Origin of the sequence: Priestia filamentosa (assembly GCF_900177535.1) — a bacterium.
GTDB classification, from domain to species: Bacteria; Bacillota; Bacilli; order Bacillales; family Bacillaceae_H; genus Bacillus_I; species Bacillus_I filamentosa.
In genome coordinates this window covers 45,715-64,396 of the sequence record NZ_FXAJ01000008.1, presented here as the reverse complement: position 1 = coordinate 64,396, position 18,682 = coordinate 45,715, and the positions used below count along the sequence as shown (strand labels likewise).

Genomic DNA, 18,682 nt, shown 5'->3' with positions numbered 1-18,682 from the left:
CCTATAATTCCCTCCCTATTTTACGGGCAATATAAAGGAAAAATGGAACACCAACAAAGGCGACCATGATACCAATAGCAAGTTCTCGTGGAGGGTCAACGGTGCGGGCCCCCAAATCAGCGATAACTAATAAGATAGCTCCTAATAAAGCTGACATTGGAATAATAGCATAATAATTTGTTCCGACAATTTTCCTTGCAATGTGGGGAATTACGAGGCCAATAAACCCAATTGAACCAGCAACTGATACTGAAACTCCTGCTAAGATAACCGCGAGAACGATTCCTATAGCCTTAACTCTTAATGTTTTAACCCCAAGGTTAGCAGCCATATCATCTCCCATTGCAATAAGAGAAAGAGATTTACCTAAGCAAGTACTAATTCCAATAACAACGAGGATAATAGGAACTAATATGAATAAATGAGACCATTTTACTCCTGATACTCCACCTGCATACCAAAATGCTAGATCTTGACTCAAATCATAATAGATAGCAACTCCAGTTGTTAAAGAATGTAGCAGAGCTGCTATAACCGCACCTGCTACTGTAAGCTTCATTGGGGTAAACCCACCCCGAGAAGCTACACTAATAGCAAAAATTAAAAGTGTACTCAAGATAGCTCCGATAAAAGAAAACACCATGAGAGTTGGGTAAGAGAGATTTGGCAAAAAAGCAAAACATAGAGCAACAATAAGCATAGATCCTCCATTAATCCCCAATACTCCCGTATCTCCTAAAGGGTTGCGTGTAACGCCTTGAATAAGTGCTCCAGCTACAGCAAAAGCAGCTCCAATAACAGCAGCTCCAATAACCCTTGGAAGGCGTAGCTCATGAATAATTTGCTGAGCAGTAATTTGATTATTATAATGAAAAGTTGCTTGCCATACAGTTTGAAAATCTAGATTCTTCGCTCCAAAAGTAATTCCTATAAATACACAAATGCAGAGAATGATAAGAGCTAGTAAAAAAGAGAGAAAGATAACAGTACTTGTTCTCTTTCTAATAAATTCATTTGAAAGACTATTTCCCATATGCTCACTCCTCTAGTAGAAACCTTCTTTATAAGAATCTCTTTTCTCAATTGATAATCATTTTCACAATATCCCTATTATAGCGAGTGAAAATACGAATGACAATCCTTTCTTAATAGCGAACAAAAAGCCTAATCAATATTGATTAGGCTTAGAGTAAATAAAACAGAACAAGAACACTGATATTAATCGGCAAGCTCCACATCCTACTATACATCTGAGGTTTATTTTCTATTCTTTTTATGATATATCCCCTTAACCAATGTATTAATGAAAGTAAGCAGAAAAAAGATGAAAACAGATAAGGGCACCTTTTCTTGATATCCCTTTGTGAAAAGAGGAGAAAGGAAAATTGAAAGGAGAAATTATGAAAACGTTCCACGTGTAAATAATCTTGTTTTCCAAATGAATACCTCTTTTTAAAATACGTTCTAACTCCTTTAAGATTGGTTTGTTTCATGCTTCTCTCTGTTTTCTAATACTTTTTCCATATTTTCTAATCCCCAATTTCTCATAAATAAAATGAGTGGTTCTAGAGATCTTCCAAACTCAGTTAAGGAATATTCCACTTTAGGGGGAATTTGACGATAAATCTCTCTATGAACAATTCCTGAAGCTTCTAGTTCCCGAAGTTGAAGTGTAAGCATTCGCTGTGTAATTCCTTTGTTGAGTCTTTTTAATTCATTAAATCGTTTTGTTCCATTAAGTAAGTGATAAACAATAACACTCTTCCATTTCCCGCCAATAACATCAACTGTTGCTTCAACAGGACATGAATATCTCCCAAGAAAGGCTAAGTTTGATTCCTTTTCATTCATACAGACACCTTCTTTCCACAGTACCTTTTTTGATACTATACCACAAAAATGTGCATACTTATATTTATTGTTTATGTGTACTATACTCTATCTATAAAACGAAAAAGGGAGAGGATAATGATGGCTATAAAACCAACCTTTAATAAAGAAGAAATCTTAAATGCTTATCAATATAGACATGCTAGTAAAGAGTTTGATAAAACAAAGAAAATTTCAGAAGATGACTTTAATTTTATTCTAGAAACAGGGCGACTTTCCCCTTCTTCATTTGGATTTGAACCATGGAAATTTGTTGTGGTTCAAAATGAAGAAATACGCGAGAAATTAAGAGCTGTTTCATGGGGAGCTCAAAAGCAGCTACCAACAGCAAGTCACTTTGTTGTGTTTCTTGCTCGCACAAAAGACAGTTTAGCTCCTGATTCAGATTACATTCAAGGAATGATGAAAGATGTGCACGACCTTCCTAATGAAGCTGTGGAAGGTAGAGGAAAGGCATATCGCAATTTTATTGAAAATGATTTTGAATTAACTAAATACGATGAGCAAATGTTTGAATGGGCAGCTCGTCAAACTTATATTGCTATGGGAAATATGATGACGTCTGCTGCAATGATTGGAATCGACTCTTGTCCTATTGAAGGTTTCGATAAAGAGAAGGCAGAAAAAGTACTTATCGAAGAAGGTGTGATGCCAGAGAAAGGTTTTAGTCTCGCTTGCACAGTTGCTTTTGGATATCGTCTAAATGATCCTCGCCCTAAATCGAGACAAATGTTAGAAAGTATCGTAGAGTGGATTTAATCTAAAAGCTCGTTGCTTATAGCAACGAGCTTTTTTGTAAGCATTCCTCTCCCTCCTTCATTTTCATGCATACCATGTTACAATAAAAACATTAAAGCTTACACATATTTCAAATGATGGTGAGGATCTATGCTATATTTTATTTTACTAATCATTCTTTCTGCTCTTATGACTTCTTTTATGATAATGAAAGAAATTTATATTAAAACATCAACAATGGCCATTGTGATGGCATTGGGAATTATTACAGAAGGAGCCTTATCCAACTATTTTGGTTCTAAATTTTTTACATTAGGCTATGGAAAAGTTATTAGTATCATTATCTTCTCTCTTTGGATTTCTTTTTTCATTTCTATTTTAACTTCACTTTTTCATCATAAATTTATTGAAAAACACTATAATGACCCTTTAAATCGATTTGGAATGGGAACATGGATTGCTGGCACTTCAATTTCCGGTATTTTGCTTGCGAAACATTTTACTGATTTGCTTTTCGTTGCAAAGATACTTTCCCTTTTCAATAGTGGTTTGTGGACGATGTATATTTTTGTTTGCATAAAAACACTCCTAACCGCCCAAAGAGCTCAACTCCTGAAAAAAGCTCACGGAATTTTGCTCCTTACAACAGTGAGTACCCAATCAATTGTACTATTATTAAATACCGTCTGGATTGATCTACCGCAAATATTCAATGTTTGCTTAGTCATAATCGGGATTCTTCTTTACTGTATTAGTCTCTTTTTTATAGCTAAACGCTATGTCAGCCGATCTTCTACTGGGAGAGTTGCTACACATTGGAATAATACTAATTGTATTCTTCATGGAGCTTTATCGATTACAGGGCTCGCCTGTATAACGTCTCAAGCCATCAATCCAGAAATGATTTTATTCATTTGGGCACTTGCTTGTCTTATGTTTTTTCTTGTTGAGGGAATTGAAATTTATCGCATGTATGAGCGCATTAAATTATATGGAATTCGAGAAGGTATTCTAACGTATGATGTATCACAATGGAGCCGATTGTTTACGTTTGCTATGTTTTATACGTTCACTTCTTATGTTGACCCTTCCTCAAAACTTCAAGCAATTGTTCAGCATACAACATTATTAACGGGCATTTGGGTTATTCTGTCCTTATGTCTTGCTGAACTTTTGATGCTCTTTTTTAGCTCTATTGCACACCCTAAAACAAGCCAGATACAGCGTAATGAACAATCTTTATAAAAAATAAAACTCCTGCGGTCTGCAAAAAGCCACAGGAGTTTTGTTTATATAACAAGCTTAAATATAGATAGAACAAGACCAATCAAGAACCCACAGAGAGCTCCATTGACGCGAATCCACTGTAGATCTTTACCAACATTTGTTTCTACCATATGGATGAGCGTGTCATTATCTAATTTCTCAAGGTTTTCTTTCACAAGACTACCAATTTTAGAATGATTATTTTCAATAAAAGAGGCAGCCTGTCCGTGAATCCATTTTTCAATTGTGTTTACTTTTTCTTCATCATTCTTCGTTTTCTCAATAAGTTCTCTTACAGCTGAGAGCACATGTTTTGCAATAAATACTCGATCCGCTAGCATTTTATGAAGTTTATCCTTATACCGCTCTAAGACAGCTTTGATTTTGTCCGAAGCTTCAATGTTTTGAACTGTTTTATCTTTCCATTGATTGATTTCAGTCATAAGCTCTTCACGATCTGAAACACCTTTAATTTCCTGGCGAATACGATTTAAAATAAGCCCCCGGTAAGGATTATCCTTATCTTGAAGGAGAACGATCTTTTCAAGAAGAAAGGGCTGAAGGATTTTTCCGAGCTTATCCTCATTAATAAAACTACTAAAAGAGCTCATTGCCATTTTTAAAAATCCATCTGATTCTGTATTATCAAGAAATTGTTTGGCCATAACGCCAATTTTATGTCTTGTATCTTCTTTGGAAATCCATTTTTCTACTTCAGCTAAAATATAGTCTATTGCTTTTTCATCTAGATTTCTTTTTACAACTTGATCTGTTAGAGATTTTACAAAAACAGTAACATCTACAGATGAGATGTATTTTTTTAATTCTTTTTCAATAAAAATAGAAATTTGGTCTAAATTCACTTTATCAACAGCATGTTTAAGTCCCGATTGAGTTGCTTTATAAACACCTTCTGATGCCAGTTCTCGCTCTAGGAGTGGAAAAAGCTTGTCTGTAAATGTGATCTGTCCAATCTTTCCTTTAATACTCTCTTTTGTCAGCCAATTATTCTCAACCATTGCAATGGCTCCACGTACCATCTTATCACGGTTTTTAGGAAGAAGTGCCGTATGTGGAATAGGAATACCTAGCGGATGGCGGAAAAGAGCTGTTACAGCAAACCAATCCGCAAGTCCCCCAACAAGCCCTGCTTCAAATCCTCCTTGTAGAAGTTTGCCAATAATAGAATCTTGAAAAGGAAGAGTTGCCAGAAACCCTATACCCATAATTCCTAGTGAAATACCTGCAAAGTATCTAGATTTTTGTTGTTTTTTTGCCATTATAACTTCCCTCAAATATAGTTTTTTATCGCTTTCTTTCATGATTATTCTCAATATAGAAGCCCATATACTATGAAAGGGCTACACTTTAAATTTTAGAAAAGTGACGCTTGCTCGTTTATTTTATCAAAGAACTTTATCATTAGCCACTTCTTACCATAATTAAGAATAAAAAAGGAAGACCTTTAAACTTACAAGGTCCTCTACTAATAGCTATTGTATCTAGCTTCTAAATACGTTTCAACAGACTTTATTTTTACTTTTGTATAGATAGATTTTCGAAAACTCAGCATGTCTAATACTTTATAAAAGTATAGATCTACTTTCGAGTAATGTCCAAGTGGATCTTTAGTTGCTAAAAAATTCACCCGTCTCACATCCTTTAAAAGAAGTGATATTTTATATGTAAAATTATAATATATCATGATTAAAAGAAGCCAAACAAATTCATTGTTTGGCTTTAATCAACAGTTTTTATTGATAAAGAATTCATGATATTGATTGAGGCAGCAACATTTCTTGCTGCTCTCTTCATGTATTCTTCTGCATTTTCAATAGCATCAGAAAGGGATGTTACACATGGAACAATTGTAAATAATGCATCGATTCCATGTTCATGTACAACTTCACTATCTTCAGAGAGCGAACCCGCAAATCCGATAACAGGTACTCCATATTTTTTGGCGGCTTTTGCTACCCCAATTGGTGTTTTACCGTAGATCGTTTGACTATCAATTCTTCCTTCTCCTGTAATAATAAGGTCTGCATTCTTTGCATGATCTTCAAAGTCTACGGCATCTAAAACAATATCAATCCCTCTTTTTAATTGTGCATTCAGGAAAGCAAACAAACTCCCCCCAATTCCCCCAGCTGCCCCACTTCCCTTAACTTCTCGAAATTGTATTCCTAACATTTCTTCGGCAATATCGGCAAAATGTGCAAGGTTACTATCAAGAATATCAATCGTTTCAGAAGTAGCACCTTTTTGAGGACCAAAAACAGCCGACGCTCCTCTCTTTCCTGTTAAAGGATTATCTACATCACACGCTACTTCTATTTGAACATCTTTAATTCGTACATCAAAGTGTTGTAAATCTATTGTTGAAAGCTTTGCAAGTGCCCCACCGCCAGGGCCAATTTCTTTTCCTTCTTGATCTAATAGCTTAACACCTAAAGCTTGTAGCATACCTGCTCCCCCATCATTTGTTGCACTTCCGCCAATGCCAATAATAATGTGGCTGACACCCAAATTAAGGGCAGCTTCTATTAATTCTCCTGTTCCTCTTGTTGAAGTAATAAGTGGATTTCGTCTCTCATGTGGAACAAGATGTAGACCAGATGCAGCCGCCATTTCAATAATGGCCGTTTCTCGATCTCCTGTTAAACCAAAGAAAGCCTCAACTTCCTCTCCTAAGGGACCTGTCACTGTTCTTTTCTCAATTGTTCCCCCTGTTGCATCAACTAACGATCTTACCGTTCCTTCCCCACCGTCGGCCATCGGAAGCTTTACATAAGAAGCTTGTGGAAATATTTCCTTAAACCCTTTTTCGATTGCATCAGCAGCCTCTAATGCAGATAGGCTTTCTTTAAAAGAGTCAGGAGCAATGATAATTTTCATTTTATTCATCTCCCTTTTCACATCTATTTTTTTATAGTCCCTAACTATCCAAATAATTTAAATACACCAAAGATAAGTGTAGAAACAATGGCAAGCGTGAGACCAATTAGAGATTCGTAAGGCATTAGCTTTAGCCTTTCTTTCATATTCATATTGACACTTCCCGCTGTAGAGTGAAAGAAACTCCCATGTGGCAAGTGATCAAGAACAGTTGCTCCTGCGTGCACCATAGCTGCTCCTGCTAGTGCCGATACACCTAATCCAATGATTGTGCTACTAAAAACAGTACTTGCGACAGCTGTTCCTGCTGTTGTAGAAGCAGTTGCTGCCGACATGAAAATCCCAGAGGCTGGTGCTAGTAGATAAGGAGGCAGTCCAGAAGCACTTAAAGCTTGTGTTACAACATCTTTCAACTCTGAATTTGCAATAATACCTGCTAATGTTCCTGTTCCTAATAGCATGATAGCCACGCCTGACATTTTATTTAAGCCAGAGATAGCATATGCATTAATATGTTTAGATTTTCTCATCGCAATTGCGCCCACAATCCCCCCAATTGGTAAAGCAACCATTGGATCAATATTAACCCCGAAAAGCGGGCGAAGTGCTAACAAAATAATCGTAACAATTGGAGCAACTAAAGCTGTGATAAATACCGGAGCTTTTGCATTGTCCTTCATTTCAATTTCTTTACTTTCAACAAACGATCCTTTATTTGCCAACTTTTTAGCTAAAATATAAGTTATAAATAGGCCAAAAACAGCTGGAATAACGCCTGCTACCATAACAGATGTAAGAGGCACCTTGAAGGCATCTGCAGCTGCAATCGCATTTGGGTTTGGTGACATAATGTTTCCTGCCTTCCCCCCTCCAATCATTGCGAGTAAGATTGCCGTTTTCGATAAATTCGCTCTTTTTGCAATAGCTAGAGCAATAGGAGAAACAGTAATAACTGCTACATCAACAAAAACCCCAACAGTTGTCAAAATGGTTGTTGCTAATGCTAAAGCAAGCAGTGCCCGTTTTTCACCTAGCCTTTTAACAATAGTTTCAGCAATCGAAGATGCGGCACCTGATTCAATTAATACTCCTGCTAAAACCCCTGCTGCCATAATCCTCAGCACTGCTGAGATAATATCTTGTGCTCCTTCCATCATCAATGTAACTGTATCTGTAATATCTACTCCACCAATTAGTCCACCGATTAATGCACCAGCTACCATCCCATATGCTGGAGGTACCCTCCTTAAGATTAAAACAATCGCAATAATTAAGGCACTAATCGCTCCCCATACGCTTACTGTCATATCCATTAAAGCTCCCTTCCCCTTCTTTCTCACGGATGTTACTTATATTGTAAGCGTTTACTTAATGAGTATCATTGTGAAGAGTGATGAAATATGAACAAAATATCGTCTTTATTATTGTGCGTTTGCACAGTTATGTAAGATCATTTAAAAGTTTTGCTATATACAGTTCCATAACATCTTTCATGTTTTTTGGATCTTTTCCTGTTATGGTTAAAATCCGCTCAAGGCGGTATCTTAATGTATTGCGGTGAATAAATAGGCGCTCAGCCACCTTGTTTAATTCCCCACTCTCTTCTATGTATATCTCTAGTGTTTTAATCAGCTCTCCATTTTTATCATGTTCAATCAGTCTATGATAAAAATAGAACATCTCCTTACTACTTGTAAGCTGTGACAATGAAATTTCAAGCTGGTACTCTTCATAGTGATAAAAGCACTTTTCCGGCTGAAGCTTTTGACCAATTTCAATTGCCCTTTTTGCATACTGAAATGAAGATTTCACATTCAACAAATCATCCACAACAAATCCTATCCCTATTACAAGCGTGTTGTCGTATTTATTGATCCACTTCTTAAATAGAGAGAGCCAGCTCCTAAAATCTATCTCGTTGATGACATTCTTCAGTATAATAATGCCATCATTAATCGTAACTCCAATTAGGTCTTCTTGAGATAATTCATAGCGAAGTGCACGAATGATTTTATGATTAGAAAAGTCTATTCTAGTTGATTGTTTAAGCACCACTGCTACTCTTGATTTACTAAGGTTTACACCGAGAAATTCTAATCGCTCTCTTATCCCGTTTTCATTCATTTGTATTCCTGAAATAAGTTGGTTCACAATTTCACTTTGCAACCTTTCCTTCCACTGCACTCGGTCTAATAAAACAGACTGCTCCAATACAAGTTCAGCTGCCATTTTAACCAGTTGGGCATAGTTTTGAATTTCATGGGGTTCCCCTGTAATTCCAATCACTCCAACAGGCTGATTATTAAAATAGATTGGGAGGTTAATGCCTGGTCTTGATCCTTTCATTTCTGATGCTTTCACTTGATCTAACTCAATGCTTTCTTCATTCTTTAGAACAAGTAAAGCTCCAGCATGAAGCTGATTAATCCGAGTTTGATCACCAGAACCAATAATAATTCCCTCACTGTTCATCACATTAATATTTCGATTTAAAATTTTCATTGTTCTCTCTACAATCTCTTGTGCTAATTCATGGGTTAGAAACAGCATCAATTTCCCTCCCTTTATTTTTTTCTTCAATCTACCATATAGAGGAGAAACAATAAATAAAAAGAACATACAAGTTTAGAGAGATGTTTAATCCCTATTTCTTTAGCACATCCTATAAAACGGCACAGGAGCAAGGCGCAAAAGTTGTAAAAAGCACACCAGTCTTTTATAATCGATGTCTCAAATGAATAAGAAGGAATGATACCATGATTTCATTAAAAGGAAAAACAGCCATTATCACAGGCGGAGGTAGAGGCATTGGACGCTCTACTGCTATTGCTTTAGCTAAAGAAGGCGTAAACATAGGTTTAATCGGACGCTCAATTGAAAATCTTGAAAAAGTGAGTGCTGAACTTGCAGAGTATGATATTAAAGTTTCAGCAGCAACAGCAGACGTTGTTGAGCTTGAAGCTGTAGAACATGCCGTTGAGCACATTAAATCAGACCTAGGCACAATTGATATCCTTGTAAACAACGCAGGAATCTCAAAATTCGGTGGATTCCTTGACCTTGACCCACAAGAATGGGAAAACATTATTCGCGTCAATTTAATGGGTGTTTACAATGTAACGCGCGCAGTGCTCCCTGAAATGATCGAACGAAAATCAGGAGACATTGTAAATATTGCTTCAACAGCTGGTCAAAAAGGTGCACCTGCTACAAGTGCTTATAGTGCTTCTAAATTTGGAGTTCTAGGTTTAACAGAATCTCTTATGCTTGAGGTAAGAAAGCATAATATTCGTGTTACAGCTCTTACACCAAGTACTGTGGCAACAGATATGGCGAAGGAGATTGGTCTTATTAATAATGACCCTGAGACAATGATCAAGCCAGAAGATTTAGCTGATATTCTAGTTGCAGGATTGAAACTTCATCCAAGAGTTGTTATGAAAACAGCTGGTTTATGGTCTACAAATCCATCTTAATATGTGAAACAAAAAAGCAGCAGGAACATCATGTTCCTGCTGCCTTTTTTATTATGGAATAGATTTTTCAAGAATCTAACAACGTTTAAAATTTTCCGCGAGCGAGAAGTATATAAAGAAGAAAGCTCATTTTATCAACTATAGTTCATGTACAAAACCATAAATCTCATATATTTACGAGGAGGAATTGAAAATGGCAAAAGTTACGGTAGGAGAAGAGAATGGAAGTCCAATTGAACTGTATTATGAAGATTATGGGAGTGGAAAACCTGTAGTTCTTATTCACGGTTGGCCTTTAAGTGGACGTTCGTGGGAATTTCAAGTTCCTGCTTTAACTGAAGCTGGTTATCGTGTTATTACATATGACCGTAGAGGTTTCGGAAAGTCCTCTCAACCATATAAAGGATATGAATATGATACGCTAGCCTCTGATCTTAATAAACTTCTTGAGCACCTTGATCTTCATGATGTTACGCTTGTTGGATTCTCAATGGGTGGTGGTGAAGTAGCTCGCTATATTGGAATATACGGAACAGAGAGAATTGAAAAGGCTGTTTTAGCAGGAGCTGTTCCTCCTTACCTTTATAAAACTGATGAGCATCCTGAAGGTGGGCTTGATGATGCCACGATTAAGGAATTTGAAAATGGAGTGAAACAAGATCGCCTTGCATTCCTTGAAGACTTTACAAAGAATTTCTTCTCTACAGAAGATCAAAAAGACCTTGTAAGTGAATCATTCCGTCTATACAACAAAGATATTGCCGCCTTTGCTTCACCAAAAGGCACATTAGATTGCATCTCCGCTTTTGGAAAAACAGACTTCCGAAATGATTTAAAGAAAATGAACATTCCAACGTTGATTATTCACGGTGACGCAGATTCCATCGTTCCATTTGAAGTAAGCGGAAAACTTTCTCATGAATCAATTGAAAACAGTGAACTAGCTCTTATTAAAGGTGGACCACATGGGTTGAATGCAACACATGCCGAGGAGTTTAATAAGGCGCTTGTAAACTTTTTAAATAAAGAAAACTAAGGTATATGAAAAACAGAAGCGAGAAGGCCATAATTTATGGTCTTCTCACTTTTGTTTCAATTTCTATACTCAAATGTTTTAATCTTCTTTTTCGTTTAAAGGTGTAAAAGATTTAGATATTAAACTAAAACAACCTAAATTCTCATCTAAAAAAATCATTTCACCTACGTTTTATGTTACTGTCCATTTGTTTTCTTTTTCCCTCTAGTCCCATATAAAATAAATAATAGAATAAACCATACCGGTGTCAACAATAAGGCTGGACGTGTTTCTTTAGAGAACAGCATAATAATAAGAATTATAGCAAACAACGTTAGGACAACATAATTTATAAATGGGGTTAATGGCGCTTTGAATGTTGACTTTGAATGTAATTGTGGACGTGTTTTCTTATATCTTAAATGACAAATAAGAATAACACTCCAAACCCAAATAAAACAAATGGCACTAATGGTTGTCACAATTCCAAAAGCTTGTTCCGGTATAAGTTTGCTTAAAAGAGCTCCCACCGAGATGACAAGCGTAGATATTAATAACGCGTTACCTGGTACATGGTTTTTATTCAATTTTGTAAGATTCGATGGACCTTGGCCCTTAGTACTTAAACTATATAACGTCCGGCTCGTTGAAAACATTCCACTATTACAAGCCGAAGCGGCTGAAGTTAATACAACAAAATTAATGATTCCTGCGGCAATCGGAATACCAATCAAACTAAACGTCTTAACAAAAGGACTTTCTGCTGCATTTAGTTCCATCCATGGATTAATACATAATAAGACAATAAGTGCACCAACATAGAAGAATAAAATTCTTAGAGGAATTTTATTAATTGCTGATGGGATATTTTTCTGTGGATTAGATGTTTCTGCTGCCGATACACCTACTAATTCCACACCAACATATGCGAATATAACCATTTGAAATGAAAGTAGGAAACCTGAAATTCCATTCGGAAAAACTCCTCCATGTTCCCAAAGATTTTTAATCGTAACTGGTCCTGTATCTGTCTTGAATCCCATCACTAGCAAAATAATCCCAACGCTAATTAATACAAGAATAGTAATTACTTTGATTAAAGCAAACCAAAACTCCAATTCTCCAAAAAGTTTCACAGTTAATAGATTGAGTCCTAACAAAATGATTACGCAGATGAGTGCAGGTATCCATTGCGGGATATCAAACCAATATTGCACATATACACCAACAGCAATAACATCAGCCATTGCTGTCATAATCCAACAAAACCAATATGTCCATCCGGTCACAAACGATGCCGCAGGTCCAAGATATTCTTCCGCAATATCTGTTAAAGATTGATAACCTGCTTTAGATAACAACAGTTCCCCTAGCGCCCTCATAACAAAAAAGAGGGCCATACCTACGATTAAATAGGCAAAGATAATAGAGGGTCCTGCCAATTGTATGGCTTTACCAGATCCTAAAAATAGCCCAGTACCAATAGTGCCTCCAATTGCGATAAGTTGAACATGACGATTTGATAAATCTCTCTTCAAGCCTTGCTGTGCCAAACTTAACTCCTCCTTAAAATGAATAGAATTACCATGTGAAATTGTGAACAATAAATTAACCCAATAAAAAAAGAGATTGGATGTCCTCCAATCTCTTGATCATAAGAATAACAAATAATATTCGTTAAGCTGATTACTATCAGCATAACAAATAAATATCCGGTACTCTTCTGTCCTTTTGCCTGAGATTGTGAACCCTTCGGCGCCGCAAACTTTCTGCAGTCTCTCCAGAAGCTGCTCCTGCTATAGTGTGACCCATAACAATCATAGCTTTCTATTTATTAAATTTTTGGATAGGTATCATTACTGTCGAATAGTTTTTTATTCTAATGTTAGTTAAATGTTTTGTCAATAACAAAGATAATTCTCATTTATTTAATCTCCCTGAAATAAGGAGATAGAAATCATTCAATTAAAACCAATGTTACTTATGATATGACTCTCACCATACATATTTAATCATTGCTTTATAAATTCCTACGTTTATAAAGCATATAACTCCAGTTTTCCCCTATATCTTCTCTATTTATTTTACGTTATAAAAAATGATTAGTAAAATAAGAATATATAAATTTCTAAACCCTATAAAATATTTATTTAAAATAATAAATGCATTTTAATTGACAATAGTATTCAATTCTATATAATAATTAGTATAAATTAATAATTATTATATGAGGTTTACAAAGTCACTGAACAAACTCTCTATAATAATTAAATAGTAAATCTAGGAGGAATTTTAATTATGTCTCTAATTGGAAAAGAAGTACAACCATTTACAGCACAAGCTTATAAAAACGGTGAGTTTATCGAAGTTACAGAAGAAAATCTAAAAGGTCAGTGGAGTGTTGTTTGTTTTTACCCAGCAGATTTCACTTTCGTTTGCCCAACTGAGCTTGAAGACCTTCAAGAACAATATCCTGCACTTCAAGAATTAGGAGTTGAAGTATTCTCTGTTTCAAGAGATTCTCATTTTACACATAAAGCATGGCACGATTCATCAGAAGCAATTGGCAAAATTACTTACACTATGATTGGTGATCCTGCACATATCCTTTCTCGCCAATTTGATGTATTTATCGAAGAGCTAGGTCAAGCTGACCGTGGTACTTTCATTCTTGATCCTGATGGTGTTATCCAAGCTGTTGAAATCAATGCAGATGGCATTGGTCGTGATGCAAGCACGCTTATCAATAAAATTAAAGCTGCACAATATGTTCGCAACAACCCAGGTGAAGTTTGTCCTGCTAAATGGCAAGAAGGCGGAGAAACACTTAAGCCAAGCCTTGACCTTGTAGGTAAAATTTAAGGAGAGCGATTATAAATGGCACTTGATGCAGAAATTAAATCACAATTAAATCAGTATCTTCAACTATTAGAAGAGAATATTCTGCTTAAGGTCAGTGTAGGTTCAGATGACGTATCAAAGGAAATGCTAGCTCTTGTTGATGAGCTAGCTTCCATGTCATCTAAAATCACTGTCGAAAAAGTAGAATTAAATAGAACACCAAGCTTTAGTATCAACCGTGTTGGCGAAGAGACTGGCATCACTTTTGCTGGTGTACCTTTAGGACACGAATTCACTTCTTTAGTATTGGCTCTATTACAAGTTAGTGGACGAGCTCCAAAAATTGATCAAAGTGTAATTGATCAAATTAAAAAGATTGATGGTGAATATCACTTTGAATCTTATGTTAGCCTAACTTGCCACAACTGCCCTGACGTTGTGCAAGCACTAAACATTATGAGTGTGCTTAACCCTAACATTACGCACACAATGATTGATGGAGCTGCATTTAAAGAAGAAGTCGAAAGTAAAAATGTTATGGCTGTACCAGCTGTCTTCCTTAATGGAGAATTCTGGAATGGAGGCCGTATTTCACTTCAAGAAATTATTGCTAAATTAGGTGAGGGCTTAAGTGCAGAGGATTTGGCAGACAAAGATCCATACGATGTCCTCGTTGTTGGTGGCGGACCAGCTGGAGCAAGTGCAGCCATCTATGCAGCACGTAAAGGTATCCGTACAGGAATCGTTGCTGAACGCTTTGGTGGACAGATTCTTGACACACTAAGTATCGAGAACTTTATTAGTGTAAAAGCTACTGAAGGACCTAAGCTTGCACAGGCTCTTGAAGAACATGTAAAAGAATATAATATTGACGTAATAGACCTACAGCGTGCTAAACGTTTAGAAAAGAAAGATCTTTTTGAAATTGAACTTGAAAACGGTGCTATTCTTAAGAGTAAATCTGTCATTATTTCAACAGGTGCTCGTTGGCGAAATGTTAACGTTCCTGGCGAACAAGAACTTAAAAACAAAGGAGTTGCGTACTGCCCTCATTGTGATGGTCCATTGTTTGCAGGAAAAGACGTAGCGGTTATCGGTGGCGGTAACTCTGGTATTGAAGCGGCAATTGATCTTGCAGGAATTGTGAAACATGTTACAGTTCTTGAATTTGCATCAGAGTTAAAAGCAGACCAAGTGCTTCAAGAGCGTCTTAACAGCCTGCCAAATGTAACAGTTGTAACGAACGCTGCTACTCAAGAAATTACGGGTACTGACAATGTAACTGGTATTACGTACACTGATCGTGAGACAAATGAAGAACATCATGTTGAATTACAAGGTGTGTTTGTTCAAATCGGACTTGTGCCAAATACTGAATGGTTAGAGGGGACAATTGAGCGTAATCGCATCGGTGAAATCGTTGTTGATAAGCGTGGAGCTACTACAATGCCTGGAGTGTTTGCAGCAGGAGATTGTACAGATAGCGCCTATAACCAAATTATTATTTCCATGGGATCAGGTTCGACGGCAGCCTTGGGTGCATTTGATTATCTCATTCGAAATTAATTTAGAACTTAACTAGTGAAATCCTAGTCTAACGGTTCTTTTGATATTTATAAATTCCTCGAACATTTATAAATGCCATTAAAAAACCTGTTAGACTGAGATAGATCACCTTACCATAAACAATTTTAACATTTTTTTTAGAAAATCACTATCCTGTCTAGTTAGATAGAATAGTGATTTTCTTTTTTTATTATTCTTTATTTTTTATATCAAAAATAGCTTATGATAGAAAAATCCAATACAAAAGACATAGTTTCACAGCCCTCTATTATTTTACAACCCACAATATTTTTAAGATTCCACAGTATTTGGGAATTTAAAATATTAAAGCTCAAAACATCTCTATTTCCTTTAGCAATTTCTTTTCACTATGTTACCGCTTGTAACCTTATCCTTATAGACTGATTCATTCTTGTCGCTTCCACAACTACTAATAGTTAATAATATTAGCATTGTATCAAGGAGCACCTATATCTTAATTAATACAAGACATCCTTCTCGTTCAATTCCCTCCCTTTCTCTCTTTATACAAATATATTCAACCAGAAATATCTCCTAGTTTTAGAATAAAAAGGACTTTTCTCTTCACTTCTTTTTACTTATTCTTCAACCTCTCAGCAAGTTCATATAGGGAATGGTACTGTTTAATTTGATAATACCGTCCTTCTTTTTGTAAATATCCCTTATCGCAAAATTGTGTAAGCACATGCAGTAAGTGCCGATATGATACACCTAAATAATCGCAAATTGTTACGTGTTTCTCCTTATAAACTCCTTCATCAGCAGTTTGTAAAATAAAATCTGCAAGCCGGTTTTCGAGAGGAAAAGCGAGGCTTTGGGAATACTTTGCAGCCATATGGGTTGCCTTTACACTTAAAAATTTGGCTAATTCACATAGAAATTTCGTATTTTCCAACAAACATGTGCGATAGCGCTGAATAGGCAGAGCAAAACAAACAGTCTTCGTAGAAGCTTGAATTCCTTTTGTATAGTAAACTTCATGTAATAATTCCATTTCTCCAATGTAATCGTTTGTGTTAATAAAATTGATTAACGAAACTTTTCCATTTTGATGTGTTACATATATTTTTGCTTTTCCTTCAATAACATAAAATAAAAAGTCTGGTCTCATGCCTTCTTTAATAATCCATTCATCTCGTTGATATTCTTGTATTTCTATAAATTCTTCAACTGGAAAAGAAAATAAATCTGCAATATAGTTCTTCTTTAAATATAGTTGCTTTTTCTCACCCTTATAGATTTCCATAATCCACCTCAAAATATGAGATATCTCATATTATTCGTATGTATCTCCATGATATCATGCAAATATTGGGGAGGGATACAGAATGAAAACACATCATTGGATGAGTACACAGTTTTTTAGTTTTTATATGACATGGGGAATTTTTCTTCCCTATTGGACTGGATGGATGATTCATACAAAAGGAATAACCGTTGCTCAAGCTAGTTTGATTATGAGCTTAGGTTTGGTTGCAAGAGGACTTTCCACACTATTTGCCTTTCCTTATTTATCAGGAAAATTCAGTAGTAAAACATTATTAAATGGAGCTGGAGCAGGAACTCTGGTTGCCATTCTATGTTATATTCCAGCAAATTCCTTTGTGAGCTTACTTATGGTCACCCTTGTACTGCACTTTTTTTACCCGCCTTTAATGCCTGCTTTAGATAGTGCTGCTGGCATCTTAGTACAAGGTAAACAGTTAAGACATTATGGGAAAAGCCGCAAGTGGGGATCCATTGGGTTTGTTGCAGCTGGCATAATTTTAACCTTCTTTACAGGGAGACTTGGAGATGAGGTAATTTTAGGGGCACTTTTACTTGGCACCTTAATATTTGTGTGTCTTGGTTTTATGCGCGCACCTGTTATTTTATCCAAAAAGCCACAGGTGGACCAAACACAAAAAAGGAGTATGTTACAATTATTTCGTATTAAACACTTTAGTTTGGTACTCATCATTGTAATCTTACTGCAGGCAGCACATGCTTCTTATTACAATTATGGTTATCTTTTTTTACAAGAAATCCATGCACCCAAATATTTAATTGGTGTGATTATTAACATTGCCGTGATTGCAGAAATTGTTTTTTTCGCAATCGCAGATCGGAGATTTTATAAATTTTCAGTAGGATCCTTGCTCGCACTAGCAGCACTTGGTTCTTCTATACGTTGGATATTAGTGTTTTCCTTTCCAAGTGTAATTGTTTTCTGTATTGCACAAACATTACATGCGTGCTCATTTGCTATGGGGCATTATGCATTTATGAAATACTTAATTAAAAACATTCCACATGAGCAGATTACGAAAGCACAAGGTATGTATTCAGCGCTAGCACTTAGCTGGAGCACTGCAGTGTTCACGCTTTTTGGTGGCTTTTTATACGAAATTGAGCCACGATATGCCTTTATCGGAATGATTATTTGTACCATTCCCTCAATGCTGCTTGCACTTGTATATCAAAAGTTGGAGCTTAGAAAAAATGTTTTAATTTCTATTTAGTTCTTTTACTTAAAATCTTACAAAGCTGAGTCAACCTTATCCGCTGTATAAACTTCAAATGCTATGGCAAAGTATATTTTCATTTTATCTAATGTCTGAAATCCGTGCCAAGCCTACATAGACATAAGATAATACTAATTATTATAAAACAGGCGGCTTATCCATTTTGGATAAGCCGCCTGTTTTATGCATGTTTACAAGATATAAGGAGAAACTTTATTTACTTATGATAAGGCTCACTGTAACGCATCTTAGTGAGGTTTTAATTCAATTCTTTATTTGGTATAACAATGAATAGGGAATTAAGTTCATAGTATTTCTCCCTTTAGAAAATCAAATTAAAGCATTGATATACCTAATATAATTATCAATTAAATTACTTTATTAGAAAATAAATCTAAATCCATATATTTTTTGTTTCGGTAATATCCCCTACTACTTTATTTTCAAACAAAAACATCTGCTTTCTT

Annotated in this window: 15 protein-coding genes and 1 riboswitch; of the genes, 7 read left to right on the top strand and 8 right to left on the bottom strand. The window is 35.8% G+C overall.

All coding sequences use genetic code 11. From position 1 onward, the window contains the following. Position 1: 1 nt before the first annotated feature. Together B9N79_RS21690 and B9N79_RS21685 are read right to left on the bottom strand one after the other, a co-directional pair. Positions 2–1,033 carry a FecCD family ABC transporter permease gene (locus B9N79_RS21690; RefSeq protein WP_046218054.1) on the bottom strand — a complete coding sequence of 344 codons (1,032 nt, stop codon included), beginning with the start codon at positions 1,031–1,033 and terminating at the stop codon, positions 2–4. A gap of 440 nt (positions 1,034–1,473) precedes the next feature. Then, positions 1,474–1,851: a winged helix-turn-helix transcriptional regulator gene (locus tag B9N79_RS21685; protein ID WP_040060427.1), complete on the bottom strand. Its 378-nt coding sequence runs from the start codon at positions 1,849–1,851 to the stop codon at positions 1,474–1,476. A gap of 120 nt (positions 1,852–1,971) precedes the next feature. On the opposite strand from B9N79_RS21685, the gene B9N79_RS21680 reads away from it, so the two are divergent. Further along, positions 1,972–2,649, top strand: coding sequence for an NAD(P)H-dependent oxidoreductase (locus B9N79_RS21680; RefSeq protein WP_094041307.1), 678 nt, complete (start codon positions 1,972–1,974; stop codon positions 2,647–2,649). Positions 2,650–2,778: 129 nt separating this feature from the next. Continuing rightward, positions 2,779–3,873 carry a TDT family transporter gene (locus B9N79_RS21675; protein WP_040060431.1) on the top strand — a complete coding sequence of 365 codons (1,095 nt, stop codon included), beginning with the start codon at positions 2,779–2,781 and terminating at the stop codon, positions 3,871–3,873. A gap of 44 nt (positions 3,874–3,917) precedes the next feature. On the opposite strand, the gene B9N79_RS21670 is transcribed toward B9N79_RS21675, so the two are convergent. The 4 genes from B9N79_RS21670 to B9N79_RS21655 form a co-directional block, all read right to left on the bottom strand. Then, complete coding sequence (locus B9N79_RS21670) at positions 3,918–5,174, bottom strand: DUF445 domain-containing protein (RefSeq protein ID WP_085118933.1); 1,257 nt, start codon at positions 5,172–5,174, stop codon at positions 3,918–3,920. A gap of 460 nt (positions 5,175–5,634) precedes the next feature. Next, positions 5,635–6,792, bottom strand: coding sequence for a glycerate kinase (locus B9N79_RS21665; RefSeq protein WP_046218058.1), 1,158 nt, complete (start codon positions 6,790–6,792; stop codon positions 5,635–5,637). 44 nt (positions 6,793–6,836) lie between these two features. After that, entirely contained in the window at positions 6,837–8,105 is a 1,269-nt protein-coding gene (locus B9N79_RS21660) for a GntP family permease (protein WP_040060437.1), read from the bottom strand. A gap of 127 nt (positions 8,106–8,232) precedes the next feature. Beyond that, positions 8,233–9,342 carry a CdaR family transcriptional regulator gene (locus B9N79_RS21655; RefSeq protein ID WP_046218060.1) on the bottom strand — a complete coding sequence of 370 codons (1,110 nt, stop codon included), beginning with the start codon at positions 9,340–9,342 and terminating at the stop codon, positions 8,233–8,235. Between the two features lie 206 nt (positions 9,343–9,548). Between B9N79_RS21655 and B9N79_RS21650 the strand changes: the two genes are divergently transcribed. Then, entirely contained in the window at positions 9,549–10,268 is a 720-nt protein-coding gene (locus B9N79_RS21650; protein ID WP_040060441.1) for a 3-ketoacyl-ACP reductase, read from the top strand. Positions 10,269–10,461: 193 nt separating this feature from the next. After that, positions 10,462–11,304: an alpha/beta fold hydrolase gene (locus B9N79_RS21645; protein ID WP_046218061.1), complete on the top strand. Its 843-nt coding sequence runs from the start codon at positions 10,462–10,464 to the stop codon at positions 11,302–11,304. A gap of 176 nt (positions 11,305–11,480) precedes the next feature. Here B9N79_RS21645 and B9N79_RS21640 read toward each other — a convergent pair whose 3' ends face one another. Further along, positions 11,481–12,836, bottom strand: coding sequence for an amino acid permease (locus B9N79_RS21640; RefSeq protein ID WP_085118930.1), 1,356 nt, complete (start codon positions 12,834–12,836; stop codon positions 11,481–11,483). Between the two features lie 160 nt (positions 12,837–12,996). Then, a riboswitch (glycine riboswitch) is annotated at positions 12,997–13,077 on the bottom strand. Between the two features lie 504 nt (positions 13,078–13,581). On the opposite strand from B9N79_RS21640, the gene ahpC reads away from it, so the two are divergent. Continuing rightward, positions 13,582–14,145 carry an alkyl hydroperoxide reductase subunit C gene (gene ahpC / locus B9N79_RS21635; RefSeq protein ID WP_019394697.1) on the top strand — a complete coding sequence of 188 codons (564 nt, stop codon included), beginning with the start codon at positions 13,582–13,584 and terminating at the stop codon, positions 14,143–14,145. A 15-nt stretch (positions 14,146–14,160) separates the two neighbouring features. Further along, entirely contained in the window at positions 14,161–15,690 is a 1,530-nt protein-coding gene (gene ahpF / locus B9N79_RS21630) for an alkyl hydroperoxide reductase subunit F (protein WP_019394696.1), read from the top strand. A 595-nt stretch (positions 15,691–16,285) separates the two neighbouring features. Here the strand turns inward: ahpF and yeiL are convergent. Further along, positions 16,286–16,957, bottom strand: coding sequence for a transcriptional regulator YeiL (gene yeiL / locus B9N79_RS21625; protein WP_019394695.1), 672 nt, complete (start codon positions 16,955–16,957; stop codon positions 16,286–16,288). An 82-nt stretch (positions 16,958–17,039) separates the two neighbouring features. Here yeiL and B9N79_RS21620 point away from each other — a divergent pair, with 82 nt between their 5' ends. Continuing rightward, positions 17,040–18,212 carry an MFS transporter gene (locus B9N79_RS21620; protein WP_085118928.1) on the top strand — a complete coding sequence of 391 codons (1,173 nt, stop codon included), beginning with the start codon at positions 17,040–17,042 and terminating at the stop codon, positions 18,210–18,212. Positions 18,213–18,682: the final 470 nt, after the last annotated feature.

Excerpts from the sequence above, each read along its gene's own strand:
- B9N79_RS21690 (WP_046218054.1), bottom strand. The coding sequence starts at position 1,033 with ATGGGAAATAGTCTTTCAAATGAATTTATTAGAAAGAGAACAAGTACT.
- B9N79_RS21685 (WP_040060427.1), bottom strand. The coding sequence starts at position 1,851 with ATGAATGAAAAGGAATCAAACTTAGCCTTTCTTGGGAGATATTCATGT.
- B9N79_RS21680 (WP_094041307.1), top strand. The coding sequence starts at position 1,972 with ATGGCTATAAAACCAACCTTTAATAAAGAAGAAATCTTAAATGCTTAT.
- B9N79_RS21675 (WP_040060431.1), top strand. The coding sequence starts at position 2,779 with ATGCTATATTTTATTTTACTAATCATTCTTTCTGCTCTTATGACTTCT.
- B9N79_RS21670 (WP_085118933.1), bottom strand. The coding sequence starts at position 5,174 with ATGGCAAAAAAACAACAAAAATCTAGATACTTTGCAGGTATTTCACTA.
- B9N79_RS21665 (WP_046218058.1), bottom strand. The coding sequence starts at position 6,792 with ATGAAAATTATCATTGCTCCTGACTCTTTTAAAGAAAGCCTATCTGCA.
- B9N79_RS21660 (WP_040060437.1), bottom strand. The coding sequence starts at position 8,105 with ATGGATATGACAGTAAGCGTATGGGGAGCGATTAGTGCCTTAATTATT.
- B9N79_RS21655 (WP_046218060.1), bottom strand. The coding sequence starts at position 9,342 with ATGCTGTTTCTAACCCATGAATTAGCACAAGAGATTGTAGAGAGAACA.
- B9N79_RS21650 (WP_040060441.1), top strand. The coding sequence starts at position 9,549 with ATGATTTCATTAAAAGGAAAAACAGCCATTATCACAGGCGGAGGTAGA.
- B9N79_RS21645 (WP_046218061.1), top strand. The coding sequence starts at position 10,462 with ATGGCAAAAGTTACGGTAGGAGAAGAGAATGGAAGTCCAATTGAACTG.
- ahpC (WP_019394697.1), top strand. The coding sequence starts at position 13,582 with ATGTCTCTAATTGGAAAAGAAGTACAACCATTTACAGCACAAGCTTAT.
- ahpF (WP_019394696.1), top strand. The coding sequence starts at position 14,161 with ATGGCACTTGATGCAGAAATTAAATCACAATTAAATCAGTATCTTCAA.
- yeiL (WP_019394695.1), bottom strand. The coding sequence starts at position 16,957 with ATGGAAATCTATAAGGGTGAGAAAAAGCAACTATATTTAAAGAAGAAC.
- B9N79_RS21620 (WP_085118928.1), top strand. The coding sequence starts at position 17,040 with ATGAAAACACATCATTGGATGAGTACACAGTTTTTTAGTTTTTATATG.